Below are 14668 nucleotides of genomic sequence, written 5' to 3' on the forward strand. Positions count from 1 at the left end.
TCTGAATTAGAATCTGAAATGTGAAAACGCCTTGTTCGCTTCAGCCATGCGGTGCGTATCGTCTTTCTTCTTGATAGCTGCACCTTCACCTTTGGAGGCCGCGATGATCTCGGCCGCCAGTTTATCCATCATGGTCTTTTCACCACGCAGACGAGAGTAGTCGATCAACCACTTAATGCTCAGGTTGATTTTGCGCTCGGGGCGGATTTCCACCGGCACCTGAAAGGTAGCACCACCGACACGGCGGCTCTTCACCTCAACACCCGGCATCAGGTTGTTCATAGCACGTTTCCATACTTCGATACCCGCTTCGTTGGTCTTCTTCTCAACTTGCGCTACGGCATCATAGAAGATGGTGTATGCTGTGCTTTTCTTGCCTTGCTCCATCAGGTAGTTCACGAACTTGGTTACCAGCGGATCGTTGAACTTAGGATCGGGCAGAAGATATCTCTTTTTAGGTTTTGACTTTCTCATGGCTTAAATCCGATTATTTTTTACCTTTTGCTGGTGCACCTTTTCCGGCAGGCGCTGCTGCACCCGGCTTAGGACGTTTTGCTCCGTATTTAGAACGGCTCTGCTTCCGGCCGTTTACACCTGCAGTATCCAATGCACCACGAACGATGTGGTAACGAACACCGGGAAGATCTTTCACACGACCACCGCGGATCAGCACGATCGAGTGCTCCTGGAGGTTGTGGCCTTCACCCATAATGTAAGCGTTAACCTCTTTGCCGCTCACCAGGCGAACCCGGGCAACCTTACGCATCGCGGAATTAGGTTTTTTAGGAGTTGTTGTGTACACACGTGTACATACGCCTCTTTTCTGAGGGCAAGAGTCAAGGGCAGGAGACTTTGACTTAAAATTCAGTGTCTTGCGGCCTTTTCTTACAAGTTGTTGAATGGTAGGCATTTATATTTCTTTTTAGAAACCTTTCAAAATTTTGGACTGCAAAGGTATTTAAAGTAAAATTCCTTGCAAAGCCTCCTCGCAATATTTTTGTGCAAGATGGCCTAATAATGAGACAAATACGTGTTCCGGCAGCCGATTTAAAGAATTCTTAACGCACCGCCATACCCGGTTTTTCAGGCTTCACCCACCGCACCCCCAAAATTCATGGGAAACTTGGGCATGTCGTCGGTACGCTTGATCGCCCCGAAGCTCGCTTCGTATTTGTCTATGTTGTCTTTCAACGCCTGTAGCAGACGCTTGGCATGCTCCGGCGTGATCACGATCCGCGACTTCACCTTCGCCTTTGGCACCCCCGGCATCAACCGGATAAAATCGATCACGAACTCGCTGTTCGAGTGCGCAATCATCGCCAGGTTCGAATAAATCCCCTCCGCGATCTCCTCCGTCAGCTCGATGTTGATCTGACCTTGCTGCGCCTGCTGCTGCTTGTTCTTGTCTTCTGCCATAAATGCTCACAAGTAAAAAAACGTGCGGATGGCACCCGAAGGCCGCACATCCGCACGATTCATAGTCATTTAATAAATCGTATCAGTCCTGAAGCTCCTTTTCACGGTCGCGCGTCGTACGCTCCGGTGCATTCACCAGCGAATCGTACTCGTCTTTGTGGGTAACGATCAGGTCGGCAAAGCGACGTTGACCTGTACCGGCAGGGATCAGGTGCCCTACGATAACGTTCTCTTTCAATCCGTTCAACCAGTCCGTCTTGCCGCGGATCGCCGCTTCGCTCAACACCTTCGTCGTTTCCTGGAAGGATGCCGCCGACAGCCAGCTTTCCGTCTTCAAAGACGCCTGCGTGATACCCTGCAGCGTCGGTCTCGATACGGCCGCCAGCGCGTCGCGTACCTCTACCAGCTTCTGGTCTTTGCGGCGCAGCAACGAATTCTCATCGCGGAACTCACGTCCTGTAATGATCTGGCCTGGTTTCAGGTTCGCTGAATCACCGGCGTCAACCACCACTTTCTTATCCAGGATCGCGTCGTTGTCTTCGCGGAACTGCAGCTTGTCAACATACTCGCCCGGCAGGAAGCTGGTATCACCCGGATCGAGGATTTCCACCTTCTGCATCATCTGGCTTACGATCGCCTCGATGTGCTTGTCGTTGATCTTCACACCCTGCAGACGGTATACTTCCTGGATCTCGTTCACCAGGTACTCTTGTACCGCTGTGGGGCCTTTGATCGACAGGATGTCTGAAGGTGTAATAGAACCGTCAGACAGCGGCTGACCAGCTTTCACGAAGTCGTTGTCCTGAACCAGGATGTGCTTCGACAGCGGCACCAGGTAGCGTTTCTGAACACCGTCGCGTGACTCGATGAAGATCTCGCGGTTACCGCGTTTGATACCTCCATAGGTCACCACACCGTCGATCTCCGATACAACCGCCGGGTTCGAAGGGTTACGCGCTTCGAACAATTCCGTTACACGCGGCAGACCACCCGTGATGTCGCGTGACTTACCCATCGTACGCGGGATCTTCGCCAGTACCGTACCGGCCTTGATCTTCTCACCCGCGTCTACCGCCAAGTGAGCGCCTACCGGAATGTTATATCCTTTTGTATCTGTCTTACCTTTTACCACCACGGCAGGGTTCTTGGTCTTATCGCGTGTTTCGGTAATTACCTTCTCACGGTGACCGGTCTGCTCGTCCGATTCCTCTTTGAACGTCACGCCTTCGATGATGGATTCGTATTCGATAACACCGTCGAACTCCGACAGGATCACCGCGTTATACGGATCCCAGAAGCAAAGCTCTTCGCCTTTCTCAACCTTCTGGCCATCCTTCACCTTCAGGAACGCACCGTACGGCACGTGGTTCGTGATCAGCACACGGGTACGGTCGTTGTCCACGATCCGGATCTCACCCGTACGGCCCATCACCACTTGCACCGGGTTGTTCTCGTTGTCGGTGGTCTCGATCACCCGCACACCTTCGAACTCGAGGATACCGCTGAACTTCGCCTTGATGTTTGCTTCCACCGCGATGTTCGATGCCGTACCACCCACGTGGAAGGTACGCAGTGTCAGCTGAGTACCCGGCTCACCGATGGACTGTGCAGCGATTACACCCACAGCCTCACCCGCCTGTACCATCTTGCCCGTCGCCAGGTTGCGGCCGTAGCATTTCGCACAGCCACCCACTTTCGACTCGCACGTCAGCAACGAGCGGATCTCGACTTCTTCAATATTGGTTTCTTCAATACGCTTCGCGATCTCGTCGGTGATCTCTTCGTTCGCACCGCATACAAGCTCGTCCGTCAGCGGATCGTAGATGTCGTGTACAGTCACACGGCCCAGGATACGCTCCGACAGCGGCTCCACGATATCTTCGTTGTCTTTCAGCGCCGTTACCTTCAGACCACGCAGTGTACCGCAGTCCTCTTCAGAGACGACGAGATCTTGCGCTACGTCTACGAGACGACGTGTCAGATAACCGGCATCGGCCGTCTTCAACGCCGTATCGGCCAGACCTTTCCGCGCACCGTGCGTCGAGATAAAGTACTCCAATACGTCCAGACCTTCTTTGAAGTTCGAGAGGATCGGGTTCTCGATGATCGAGCCTACCGAACCGGCAAGGTTCTTCTGCGGCTTCGCCATCAGACCGCGCATACCGCCCAGCTGGCGGATCTGCTCGCGCGAACCCCGTGCACCGGAGTGCATCATCATGTAGATCGAGTTGAACCCTTGCTGATCGTCTTCCAGCTGCTTCATCAGCGTGCTGGTCAACATCGTGTTGGTACGGGTCCAGATATCGATCACCTGGTTGTAACGCTCGTTGTCGGTGATCAGACCCATCATATAGTTGTTCCATACGGCATCAACTTCCTCCTGGGCATTGGCCACCATCACTTCTTTCTCAGCCGGTACGTTTACATCGTTCAGACCCATCGACAAACCGCCTTTGTACGCCATCTGGAACCCGAGCTCCTTGATATCATCCAGGAACTTCGCAGTCTTCGACTGGCCGGCAAATTTGTAGATGTCGGAAATGATCGTCTGCAGCTTTTTCTTCGTCAGCAGCTCATCCACGAAACCGACTTCCTCCGGCACGAACTGGTTGAAGATCACCCGTCCTGCAACGGTGTCGATCATCTTGTACGACAGCTCGCCGGTCTTTTTATCTTTTACGTTCGCACGAACCTTGATCAGGGCGTGCTTCGACAGTTTACCTTCATTGAAAGCGATCACCACCTCGGCAGCCGAGTAGTAACGCTTGCCTTCGCCCTTGATCGGATACTCCGGCGTGCTCTTGCGACCTTTGGTCAGGTAGTACAGACCCAACACCATGTCCTGCGACGGTACCGTGATCGGCGCGCCGTTGGCAGGGTTCAGGATGTTGTGCGACGACAGCATGAGCAGCGACGCTTCCAGGATAGCCTCCTGGCCAAGCGGTACGTGCACCGCCATCTGGTCACCGTCAAAGTCGGCGTTGAAGGCCGTACACACCAGCGGGTGCAGCTGAATAGCCTTACCTTCGATCAGCTTCGGCTGGAAGGCCTGGATACCCAGTCTGTGCAACGTAGGGGCACGGTTCAGCAGTACAGGGTGGCCCTTCAGTACGTTCTCCAGGATATCCCAGATCACAGGGTCTTTGCGGTCGACGATCTTCTTGGCCGACTTCACTGTCTTCACAATACCTCTTTCGATCAGCTTGCGAATGATGAATGGCTTGAACAATTCCGCCGCCATATCCTTGGGCAGACCGCACTCGTGCAGCTTCAGCTCAGGGCCTACGACGATAACCGAACGACCCGAGTAGTCAACACGCTTACCGAGCAGGTTCTGACGGAAACGGCCTTGCTTACCTTTCAGCATGTCGCTGAGGGACTTCAGGGCACGGTTACCATCGGAACGTACCGCGTTCACCTTACGTGAGTTGTCGAACAGCGAGTCGACAGCCTCCTGCAACATACGCTTCTCGTTCCGCAGGATCACTTCCGGCGCCTTGATGTCGATCAGACGCTTCAGACGGTTGTTCCGGATGATCACACGACGATACAGATCGTTCAGGTCGGAGGTTGCAAAACGGCCACCATCCAGGGGCACGAGCGGACGCAGTTCCGGCGGAATCACCGGCACCATTTTAATTACCATCCACTCAGGCTTGTTCTCAATACGAGTCTTCGCGTCACGGAATGCTTCCACTACTTTCAGGCGCTTCAACGCTTCAGCCTTACGCTGCTGCGATGTATCGGTAGCGGCCTGGTGGCGCAGTTCGTATGACAGCGTGTCCAGCTGTGTGCGCGACAGCAGCATTTCCAGCGCGTCGGCACCCATCTTGGCGATGAACTTCTTCGGATCGTTGTCGTCCAGCAATTGGTTCTCGCGGGGCAGCTTGTCGATAATGTCCAGGTACTCCTCTTCGGTCAGGAAGTCGAGGCGGTTCACGCCGTCTTCTTCTTTCACACCGGGTTGGATCACCACGTAACGCTCGTAGTAAATGATCTGGTCGAGCTTCTTCGTAGGAAGGCCGAGCAGGTAGCCGATCTTGTTCGGCAGCGAGCGGAAATACCAGATGTGTGCCACCGGTACCACCAGCTCGATATGGCCCATGCGCTCGCGACGAACCTTCTTCTCGGTTACTTCTACACCGCAGCGGTCGCAAATGATGCCCTTGTAGCGTATACGCTTATATTTTCCACAATGACACTCCCAGTCTTTTACGGGACCGAAGATCCGCTCGCAGAACAACCCGCCCATTTCGGGCTTGTAGGTTCTGTAGTTGATCGTCTCCGGCTGCGTAACCTCGCCGTGTGAGCTCTCCAGAATAGATTCCGGAGAGGCCAGGCTGATGGTGATCTTGGAGAAGTCGTTGTTGATCTTTTTATTCTTTCTGAAAGACATAGTGTAAGTTTTCAGTTATGATATATACCCCAGTAATTAGTCCATGGTGATCTCCAGCGCCAAACCTCTGAGCTCGTGCACCAACACGTTGAACGACTCAGGAATATTCGGTTTGCGCATGTTCTCGCCCTTCACAATCGCCTCGTACGCCTTCGCGCGGCCGATCACGTCGTCGGACTTGATGGTCAGGATCTCCTGCAGGATGTTCGAAGCACCGAAGGCCTCGATCGCCCATACCTCCATCTCTCCGAAACGCTGGCCACCGAACTGCGCCTTACCACCCAGCGGTTGCTGCGTGATGAGCGAGTAAGGCCCGATGGAACGTGCGTGCATCTTATCGTCCACCAGGTGACCGAGTTTCAGCATGTACGCCACTCCTACCGTTACCGGCTGGTCGAACTTGTCGCCCGTCAGACCGTCGTACAGATAGGTACGACCGTAAGGAGGCAGACCCGCTTCTTTCAGCTCGGCTTGTACTTCGTCCAGCGATGCACCGTCGAAGATCGGCGTCGCATACTTGCGGCCCAGCTTCAGACCGGCCCACGCCAGTACCGTTTCATAGATCTGACCCAGGTTCATACGCGACGGTACGCCCAGCGGGTTCAAACAGATGTCTACCGGTGTGCCATCTTCCAGGAACGGCATGTCTTCCTCGCGTACGATACGCGCCACAACACCCTTGTTACCGTGGCGACCCGCCATCTTATCACCTACCTTCAGCTTGCGCTTCTTGGCAATGTATACTTTCGCCAGCTGTACGATACCCGTCGGCAGCTCGTCACCAACCTCCAGCGTAAAGCGCTCGCGCTTGAATTCGCCGGCAAAGGTGTTGCGTTTGATGATATAGTACTTCACCGTCTGGCCGATCAGCTCGTTGGTGTGCTCCTCGCTCGTCCAGTTTTCCAGGCTTACGTCGGAGATCAGGTTCACTTCTTCCGGAACGTTGTAGTTGCTTTCGTCGCGGTAGATGTTCTTGTCGGGGAACAGGTTGTTCTCGATCACTTTCGCAGAGAACTTAACACCTTTGCTCACTAACTCATCACCGAACTTGTGCTTCACACCGTTGCTGGTCTTGCCGTTCAGCAGCGTCGACAGCTTCTTGATCATTTCCTCGCGGAGATCGGACAGCTGCTTGCTGTACTTGTTCTTCAGGGCATCCAGCTCCTTCTTCGACTTCGTGCGCACATCTTTGTCGCGCTTCGGACGGGAGAAGAGTTTCGTGTCGATAACCACACCTTTCAGTGACGGAGGTGCCTTCATCGAAGCATCTTTCACATCACCGGCCTTATCACCGAAGATCGCACGGAGCAGTTTTTCTTCCGGCGTCGGGTCGGTCTCACCTTTCGGGGTGATCTTACCGATCAGGATGTCGCCTTCGCGAACTTCTGCACCCACGCGGATGATACCGTTCTCATCGAGGTTCTTCACCGCCTCCTCGCTCACGTTCGGGATCTCCGAAGTAAGCTCTTCTTCACCACGCTTCGTGTCGCGTACTTCCAGCTCGAATTCTTCGATGTGGATCGACGTATACACGTCGTCTTGTACCACTTTCTCCGAGATTACGATCGCATCCTCGAAGTTGTACCCCTGCCACGGCATGTATGCCACCAGCAGGTTGCGGCCGAGGGCAAGCTCGCCGTTCTGGGTAGCATACCCCTGGCACAGCGGCTGGCCTTTTACCACCTTCTGGCCTTTGAACACCAGCGGGGTCAGGTTGATACAGGTATCCTGGTTGGTTCTTCTGAACTTGATCAGGTTGTACGTGCGAAATTCGTTGTCGAAGCTTACCAGGCGTTGCTCCTCGGTAATTTCGTATTTGATCGTGATCTTCTTCGCATCCACGAAGTCTACCACGCCATCGCCTTCTGCCAATACCAGCGCGCGTGAATCCAGGGCGACACGGCCTTCGAGACCGGTACCCACGATCGGCGCCTGCGGCCGCATGAGCGGTACCGCCTGGCGTTGCATGTTCGAGCCCATGAGCGCACGGTTCGCATCGTCGTGCTCCAGGAAGGGGATCATCGATGCGGCCACCGACACGATCTGGTTCGGCGCAATGTCCATATACTTCAGATCCTTCGGCTCGATCACGGGGAAGTCACCCTCGAAACGCGCCTTCATCTTCTCGTCGATAAACTCACCGGTAGGCTTCAGTTTCATCTTGGCCTGCGCGATGTAGTTTGTATCTTCTTCCTCGGCTGTGAGGAACACAACCGGGTCTTTTACTTTCACTTTACCATCTTCCACGCGGCGGTACGGTGTCTCGATAAAGCCCATCTTGTTCACCTTGGCGTGAACGCAGAGAGACGAGATCAGACCGATGTTCGGACCTTCCGGCGTTTCGATCGTACACAGACGGCCGTAGTGCGTATAGTGCACGTCCCGAACCTCGAAGCCTGCACGCTCGCGCGACAGACCACCGGGACCGAGGGCCGACATCCGACGCTTGTGCGTGATCTCGGCCAGCGGGTTGGTTTGGTCCATGAACTGCGACAGCTGGTTCGTGCCGAAGAACGAGTTGATCACCGACGACAGCGTACGCGCGTTGATCAGGTCCACCGGCTTGAAGTCTTCGTTGTCGCGTACGTTCATTCTTTCTTTGATCGTACGGGCCATACGCGCCAGACCTACACCGAACTGTGAATACAACTGCTCGCCTACTGTACGTACGCGACGGTTGCTCAAGTGGTCGATGTCGTCGATCAGCGCCTTGGAGTTGATCAGGCCGATCAGGTACTTCACGATCAGGATGATATCCTCTTTCGTCAGTACGCGCTGGTCGGAGCTGATGTCCAGGCCGAGTTTTTTGTTGATCCGGTAACGGCCGACTTCGCCCAGGTCATAACGCTTCTCGCTAAAGAACAAGCTGTTGATGATATCACGGGCCGTTTGCTCGTCCGGAGCTTCGGTATTCCGCAGCTGGCGATAAATATACTCCACAGCCTCTTTCTCCGAGTTGGAAGTATCTTTTGCCAGCGTGTTGAAGATGATGTTGTAGTCGGCGATGTTGATATCGTCGCGGTGTAAAATAATGGATTTCACACCTGACTCTACGATGATGTCTACATCTTCCGCTTCGATGCTGTGATCGCGCTCCAGCAACACTTCGTTACGGTCGATCGACACCACTTCACCGGTATCCTCGTCCACGAAGTCTTCCGTCCAGGTCTTCAGCACCCGGGCTGCCAGCTTGCGGCCGACAATTTTCTTGAGCGTGTTTTTGTTCGCCTCCACTTCTTCAGACAGGCCGAAGAGGTCGAGGATATCTTTATCCGAACCATACCCGATCGCGCGGAGCAGGGTGGTTACGGGGAATTTTTTCTTCCGGTCGATGTAAGCGTACATCACCGCGTTCACGTCCGTCGCGAACTCGATCCACGAGCCTTTGAACGGGATGATCCGGGCAGAGTACAGTTTGGTACCGTTGGTGTGCTTGCTCATCGCAAAAAATACACCGGGTGAACGGTGCAGCTGCGACACAATTACACGCTCGGCGCCATTGATCACGAAGGATCCCTTCTCGGTCATGTACGGGATGTTGCCGAGGAACACTTCTTGCTCAATGGTCTCAAAATCTTCGTTATCCTCGTCGTTGCAGGTCAGGCGAAGCTTGGCCTTCAGGGGTACGGAGAATGTCAACCCGCGGTCGATGCACTCGTCAACCGAGTACTTCGGCGGATCGATCGTATAGTCTACAAACTCCAGCACGAAGTTTTCACGCGAATCGCTGATCGGGAAATTTTCTGCAAAAACCTTATAAAGACCTTCATTCTGTCTTTTTTCGGCTGGCGTTTCAATCTGTAAGAAATCTTTGAAAGACTGGAGTTGAAGGTCCAGAAAATCGGGGTATTCGAGGATCTTCTCAATGCCTGAGAAGTCGATTCTACCGTTAATAGTCTTCTTTGCCAAGGTGTTTAACGTTTAAGTTCTTTGATCCCGGACGGAGAACAATAAGAAATAGTGAGTACAAACAGGAATAGACCCTGTCCATCCCGACCCTGCTTTTACAGGGTCGGGAAAGACACAGGGTCTAACCGAAGCTTTCAGACGGTACTCTTCGTCTGCAGAAGAATTACTTCAGCTCAACTTCGGCACCAGCCTCAACGAGTTGCTTCTTCAGGTTCTCAGCTTCGTCCTTCGGTAAGCCTTCTTTGATAGTCTTCGGAGCGCCGTCTACCACGTCTTTAGCTTCTTTCAGGCCAAGACCTGTCAGGTCTTTCACCAGTTTCACGATTTGAAGCTTGTTAGCGCCAGGGGCTTTCAGGACCACGTCAAAGTTAGTCTTTTCAGCGGCAGCAGCAGCGCCACCAGCAGCAGGACCAGCAGCTACAACTGCAGCAGCAGCAGGCTCGATACCATAGGTATCTTTCAGGTATGCTGCCAGTTCGGTAACTTCTTTAACAGTGAGTTCAACGAGTTGATCTCCGAGTGCTTTAATATCAGCCATTTTTGTAAGTTTTAAGAATTCTAGGTAAGTAATTAATTATTTGTTTCCGCGTTCTTCCAGCGCTTTTACAAGGCCGGCCACGGTGTTCTTGCCGCCATTTTGAAGTGCAGAAACCAGGTTCTTGGCAGGTGCTTGCAGGGCTGCAATAACATCGCCAATAAGCTCGTTCTTCGACTTCAGCTCGGCCAGCGTAGTGAGGTTTTCATCTCCAACAAACAAGTCGGAGTTGATGGAAGCCGCTTTCAAAACAGGCTTGCCTTCCATTTTCTGACGAAACTCTTTAATGATCTTCGCAGGCAGGTTGCCGATCTCTTTGGAGAACATTACTCCTGAGAAACCCGCAAGCGCGCCGAACAAAGGTGAGTAGTCAGTGCCTTCTTGCTTCTCCAGCGCTTTGCGAATCAAGGTGTTCTTATACACTTTGTATTCGATACCGCTTTTGAAACACAGTCTTCTAAAATTATTGATCTGTGCTACGGTGAAACCACCTGCATCAGTAATATAGAAGTGGGCATTGTTGGCAAACTTCTCTGAAAGCTCTTCGATAATCTGTGCTTTTTCTTCTCTGGTCATGTCGTTGATGCTTAAATGCCAGCAATAGAGTTTTTGTCAACCGTCAGACCCGGACTCATGGTTGTCGAAATGGTGATGCTTTTGAAGTACTCACCTTTCGCAGAGGACGGTTTCAGTTTGGCAACAACATTGATCATTTCCACAGCATTGTCCCGGATTTTATCAGCCGAGAAGGAAGCTCTGCCAATGCCGACGTGAATGATACCTTGCTTATCAATTTTGAAGTCGATCTTACCCGCTTTTACTTCTTTCACGGCTTTACCGACTTCGAGCGTAACAGTTCCTGATTTAGGATTCGGCATGAGGCCTCTCGGACCGAGTACTTTACCCAGCTTACCAACCTTTGCCATAACAGTAGGTGTACAGATGATCACATCGATATCCGTCCAGCCACCTTCGATCTTCTGGATATAGTCATCCAGACCTACGTGATCCGCGCCGGCGTCTTTCGCATCCTGAACTTTGTCAGGCGTGCAAAGCACCAATACACGAACATCTTTACCGATACCGTGGGGCAACGCCACCACGCCACGTACCATTTGATCAGACTTCTTCGGGTCTACACCCAAGCGAATATCCAGATCAACCGACGCGTCAAATTTTGTAAAGGTGATGTCCTTTAAAACCTTTGCTGCATCTTCGAGAGAGTATTCTTTCTCCCGGTCTACTTTAGCAAGGACTGCTTTTCTGTTTTTTGAAATTTTCGCCATTGCCTTAATTATTTATCCCAAGGGGCAGTTCCTGATACCGTAATACCTAAGCTTCTTGCAGTACCTGCCACCATTTTCATGGCCGACTCAACCTTGAAGGCATTGAGGTCAGGCATTTTGGTTTCTGCGATGGCCTTCACCTGATCCCAGGTAATAGAGCCCACCTTGCTGCGATTCGGCTCAGCAGAGCCTTTTTGCTTCTTTGCGGCGTCCAAAATCAGGTTCGCTGCGGGGGGCGTCTTGATCACAAAATCAAACGACTTGTCGTTGTAGATGCTGATCAAAACGGGAAGCACTTGTCCGGGCTTGTCTTGCGTACGAGCATTGAATTGCTTACAAAAGTCCATGATGTTCAGACCTTTGGAACCCAACGCAGGACCAATCGGAGGTGCCGGGTTTGCTGCCCCGCCCTTTACCTGTAATTTCAGATAACCAATAATCTCTTTTGCCATGTTATCTTATTCTAGCTTTTCTACCTGCATGTAACTTAATTCCACCGGAGTGTTCCGGCCAAAAATCTTCACCATTACGTTGAGTTTCTTCTTGTCTTCAAAAATCTCCTCAACCGTTCCGGTAAACCCGCTGAATGGACCATCCATTACTTTCACGGACTCACCTTTGATAAATGGTGTCTCGAGTTTTTCATCGAGCTCGTCAATCTCTTCAACTTTACCGAGAATCCGGTTAACCTCTGATTGACGAAGAGATACTGGATCCTTGGAAGCCCCGGTGCCGTTGTTGCCGAGAAAACCGATCACACCGGGAATTGTGTTCACCGCGTGATAAGCCTCCCCATTCGAGAGATCTGCTGAAACGAGTACGTAACCCGGAAAAAAGTTGCGCTCACGAACACGCTTCTTTCCGTTTCTCATTTCATATACTTTTTCGGATGGGATCAGCACCTGGGGGATAAAATCCACCAGCTTGGAACGCTCGATCTCAGTCTCCAGGTAAGATTTAACCTTCTTTTCCTGGCCACTGACGACCCTGAGAACATACCATTTCAGCTCGCCCATTGCCTTTTAATTAAAATTCGCCTTTGTAATAGATCTGAAGACCGGTCTTGAAAACCCAGTCGATCGCACCAATCACCAGTGCAAAAACTGTCGACGCCACCAGCACCAGGATGGCACTTCCCTGCAATTCGCTGTACTTTGACCAAGTCACTTTGTTCTTGATCTCGTCCCACGATTCTGCAAAATAGGTTTTTAACTTCTCCATAGGGTTCTGGTTTTAACCTCGATTCTAGCACGGGTGGAGAGACTCGAACTCCCAGCCAATGGTTTTGGAGACCACTACTCTACCAATTGAGCTACACCCGTTTTTTGAGTTTACTCTACCTCCCGATAACTATCGGGATGAGTACACCCGTTTATTTAATTTCCCCCCTCCAACACCTTGAGACCCATGCCGATGTCACTCGGCCCAAAAAGGGACTGCAAAAATAGAAGAATTGCCAGGAAAATAAAAGCGTTCTTGAAAATTATTCCAAGAACGCTTTAATATTGATTATCAGTCGATTAGTCGACGATGTCAGTTACCTGACCCGATCCTACGGTACGGCCACCTTCACGGATAGCGAAACGCAGACCTTTTTCCATCGCAATCGCGTTGATCAGCTCAACTTCGATCGAGATGTTGTCGCCAGGCATAACCATTTCCACACCGGCAGGGAGTTTCACCTCACCTGTAACGTCCGTCGTACGGAAATAGAATTGAGGACGGTATTTGTTGAAGAACGGCGTGTGACGGCCACCTTCTTCTTTCGACAGTACGTACACTTCAGCCTTGAACTTAGCGTGCGGCTTAACCGAACCAGGCTTACAGATAACCATACCACGACGGATTTGCTCTTTTTCAATACCGCGGAGGAGCAGACCTACGTTGTCACCGGCTTCACCTCTGTCGAGGATCTTACGGAACATTTCCACACCCGTGATAGTAGACTTCAGGTTTTCTGCACCCATACCGAGGATCTCAACAGCATCGCCAGTGTTAACAACACCGCGTTCGATACGACCGGTAGCAACGGTACCACGACCTGTGATCGAGAACACGTCTTCTACAGGCATCAGGAAGTCTTTGTCGATCAGACGAACCGGCAGCGGGATGTATTCGTCAACCGCTTTCATCAGTTCTTCTACTTTCTCAACCCACTTCGGCTCGCCGTTCAGCGCGCCAAGAGCAGATCCGCGGATCACCGGCATGGTGTCGCCAGGGAAGTTATAAGCAGACATCAGTTCGCGAACTTCCATTTCTACGAGATCCAGCAGCTCAGCGTCGTCAACAAGGTCAACCTTGTTCATGAACACTACCAGCGCAGGTACACCTACCTGGCGGGCCAGCAGGATGTGCTCGCGTGTTTGGGGCATCGGACCGTCAGTAGCAGCTACTACGAGGATCGCACCGTCCATCTGGGCAGCACCCGTAACCATGTTCTTCACATAGTCAGCGTGACCCGGACAGTCTACGTGCGCGTAGTGTCTGTTTTCAGTTGCGTATTCCACGTGCGAGGTATTGATAGTAATACCGCGCTCTTTTTCTTCCGGAGCGTTGTCGATAGAAGAGAAGTCACGCATAGAAGCAAGGCCTTTGTTTGCAAGTACTTTTGTAATTGCAGCTGTCAGCGTGGTTTTGCCGTGGTCAACGTGACCGATAGTACCCACGTTCACGTGGGGTTTCGAACGATCAAATGTTTCTTTAGCCATATTTGAAAATCCCAGTTAAAGTTTTAAAGTAAATAGTGTTAGTTATTAAAGTTCTGTTCTATGTCAATTCGTTGATCGGCTATCGGTTAATTCAGTGATTCCGTAACAAATCAACTCATTAACGAATGAACAAATCAACACTTTCCAGAGAGCTGTTGATGAGGATTGAACTCACGACCTCTTCCTTACCAAGGAAGTGCTCTACCACTGAGCTACAACAGCATTACAGCCGTCACACGTTATCCGTCAACTGCAAAAACTTGCAGCAAACGTCTAACGGACAACAGCTCCGAAGAGCGGGAGACGAGGCTCGAACCCGCGACCTATAGCTTGGAAGGCTATCGCTCTACCAACTGAGCTACTCCCGCTTGTACGCCGTAGCTTCAGCGAAGGCGTCCGTGCGTTTGAACGCCGTACA

General features: G+C 51.9%; 12 protein-coding genes and 3 tRNA genes. All 15 read right to left on the reverse strand.

Going from position 1 to position 14668, the window contains the following annotated elements:
* Window positions 1–6: 6 nt before the first annotated feature.
* Entirely contained in the window at window positions 7–474 is a 468-nt protein-coding gene (rpsG, locus tag KK078_RS14110) for a 30S ribosomal protein S7 (RefSeq protein ID WP_254090931.1), read from the reverse strand.
* Between the two features lie 13 nt (window positions 475–487).
* Window positions 488–910 carry a 30S ribosomal protein S12 gene (rpsL, locus tag KK078_RS14115; protein ID WP_254090932.1) on the reverse strand — a complete coding sequence of 141 codons (423 nt, stop codon included), beginning with the start codon at window positions 908–910 and terminating at the stop codon, window positions 488–490.
* Window positions 911–1083: 173 nt separating this feature from the next.
* Complete coding sequence (locus KK078_RS14120; RefSeq protein ID WP_254090933.1) at window positions 1084–1416, reverse strand: DUF3467 domain-containing protein; 333 nt, start codon at window positions 1414–1416, stop codon at window positions 1084–1086.
* Window positions 1417–1498: 82 nt separating this feature from the next.
* Window positions 1499–5812: a DNA-directed RNA polymerase subunit beta' gene (rpoC, locus tag KK078_RS14125; RefSeq protein WP_254090934.1), complete on the reverse strand. Its 4314-nt coding sequence runs from the start codon at window positions 5810–5812 to the stop codon at window positions 1499–1501.
* A gap of 36 nt (window positions 5813–5848) precedes the next feature.
* Complete coding sequence (gene rpoB, locus KK078_RS14130; RefSeq protein WP_254090935.1) at window positions 5849–9721, reverse strand: DNA-directed RNA polymerase subunit beta; 3873 nt, start codon at window positions 9719–9721, stop codon at window positions 5849–5851.
* A gap of 163 nt (window positions 9722–9884) precedes the next feature.
* Entirely contained in the window at window positions 9885–10259 is a 375-nt protein-coding gene (gene rplL / locus KK078_RS14135) for a 50S ribosomal protein L7/L12 (RefSeq protein WP_254090936.1), read from the reverse strand.
* 36 nt (window positions 10260–10295) lie between these two features.
* On the reverse strand, window positions 10296–10832 hold the full coding sequence (rplJ, locus tag KK078_RS14140; RefSeq protein WP_254090937.1) for a 50S ribosomal protein L10: 537 nt from the start codon (window positions 10830–10832) through the stop codon (window positions 10296–10298).
* 11 nt (window positions 10833–10843) lie between these two features.
* On the reverse strand, window positions 10844–11542 hold the full coding sequence (rplA, locus tag KK078_RS14145; RefSeq protein WP_254090938.1) for a 50S ribosomal protein L1: 699 nt from the start codon (window positions 11540–11542) through the stop codon (window positions 10844–10846).
* Window positions 11543–11550: 8 nt separating this feature from the next.
* A complete protein-coding gene (rplK, locus tag KK078_RS14150) occupies window positions 11551–11994 on the reverse strand; it encodes a 50S ribosomal protein L11 (RefSeq protein ID WP_254090939.1) in 444 nt (147 codons plus the stop codon).
* A gap of 6 nt (window positions 11995–12000) precedes the next feature.
* Entirely contained in the window at window positions 12001–12558 is a 558-nt protein-coding gene (gene nusG / locus KK078_RS14155; protein WP_254090940.1) for a transcription termination/antitermination protein NusG, read from the reverse strand.
* Window positions 12559–12568: 10 nt separating this feature from the next.
* On the reverse strand, window positions 12569–12763 hold the full coding sequence (secE, locus tag KK078_RS14160) for a preprotein translocase subunit SecE (protein WP_254090941.1): 195 nt from the start codon (window positions 12761–12763) through the stop codon (window positions 12569–12571).
* Window positions 12764–12791: 28 nt separating this feature from the next.
* Window positions 12792–12864: transfer RNA gene (locus tag KK078_RS14165), tRNA-Trp, on the reverse strand.
* Between the two features lie 198 nt (window positions 12865–13062).
* Complete coding sequence (gene tuf, locus KK078_RS14170) at window positions 13063–14250, reverse strand: elongation factor Tu (RefSeq protein WP_254090942.1); 1188 nt, start codon at window positions 14248–14250, stop codon at window positions 13063–13065.
* Between the two features lie 150 nt (window positions 14251–14400).
* Window positions 14401–14472, reverse strand: a tRNA-Thr gene (locus KK078_RS14175).
* A gap of 73 nt (window positions 14473–14545) precedes the next feature.
* A tRNA-Gly gene (locus KK078_RS14180) sits at window positions 14546–14618 on the reverse strand.
* Between the last annotated feature and the right edge of the window lie 50 nt (window positions 14619–14668).

Origin of the sequence: Dawidia soli (genome assembly GCF_018598185.1) — a bacterium.
GTDB lineage: Bacteria > Bacteroidota > Bacteroidia > Cytophagales > Cyclobacteriaceae > Ohtaekwangia > Ohtaekwangia soli.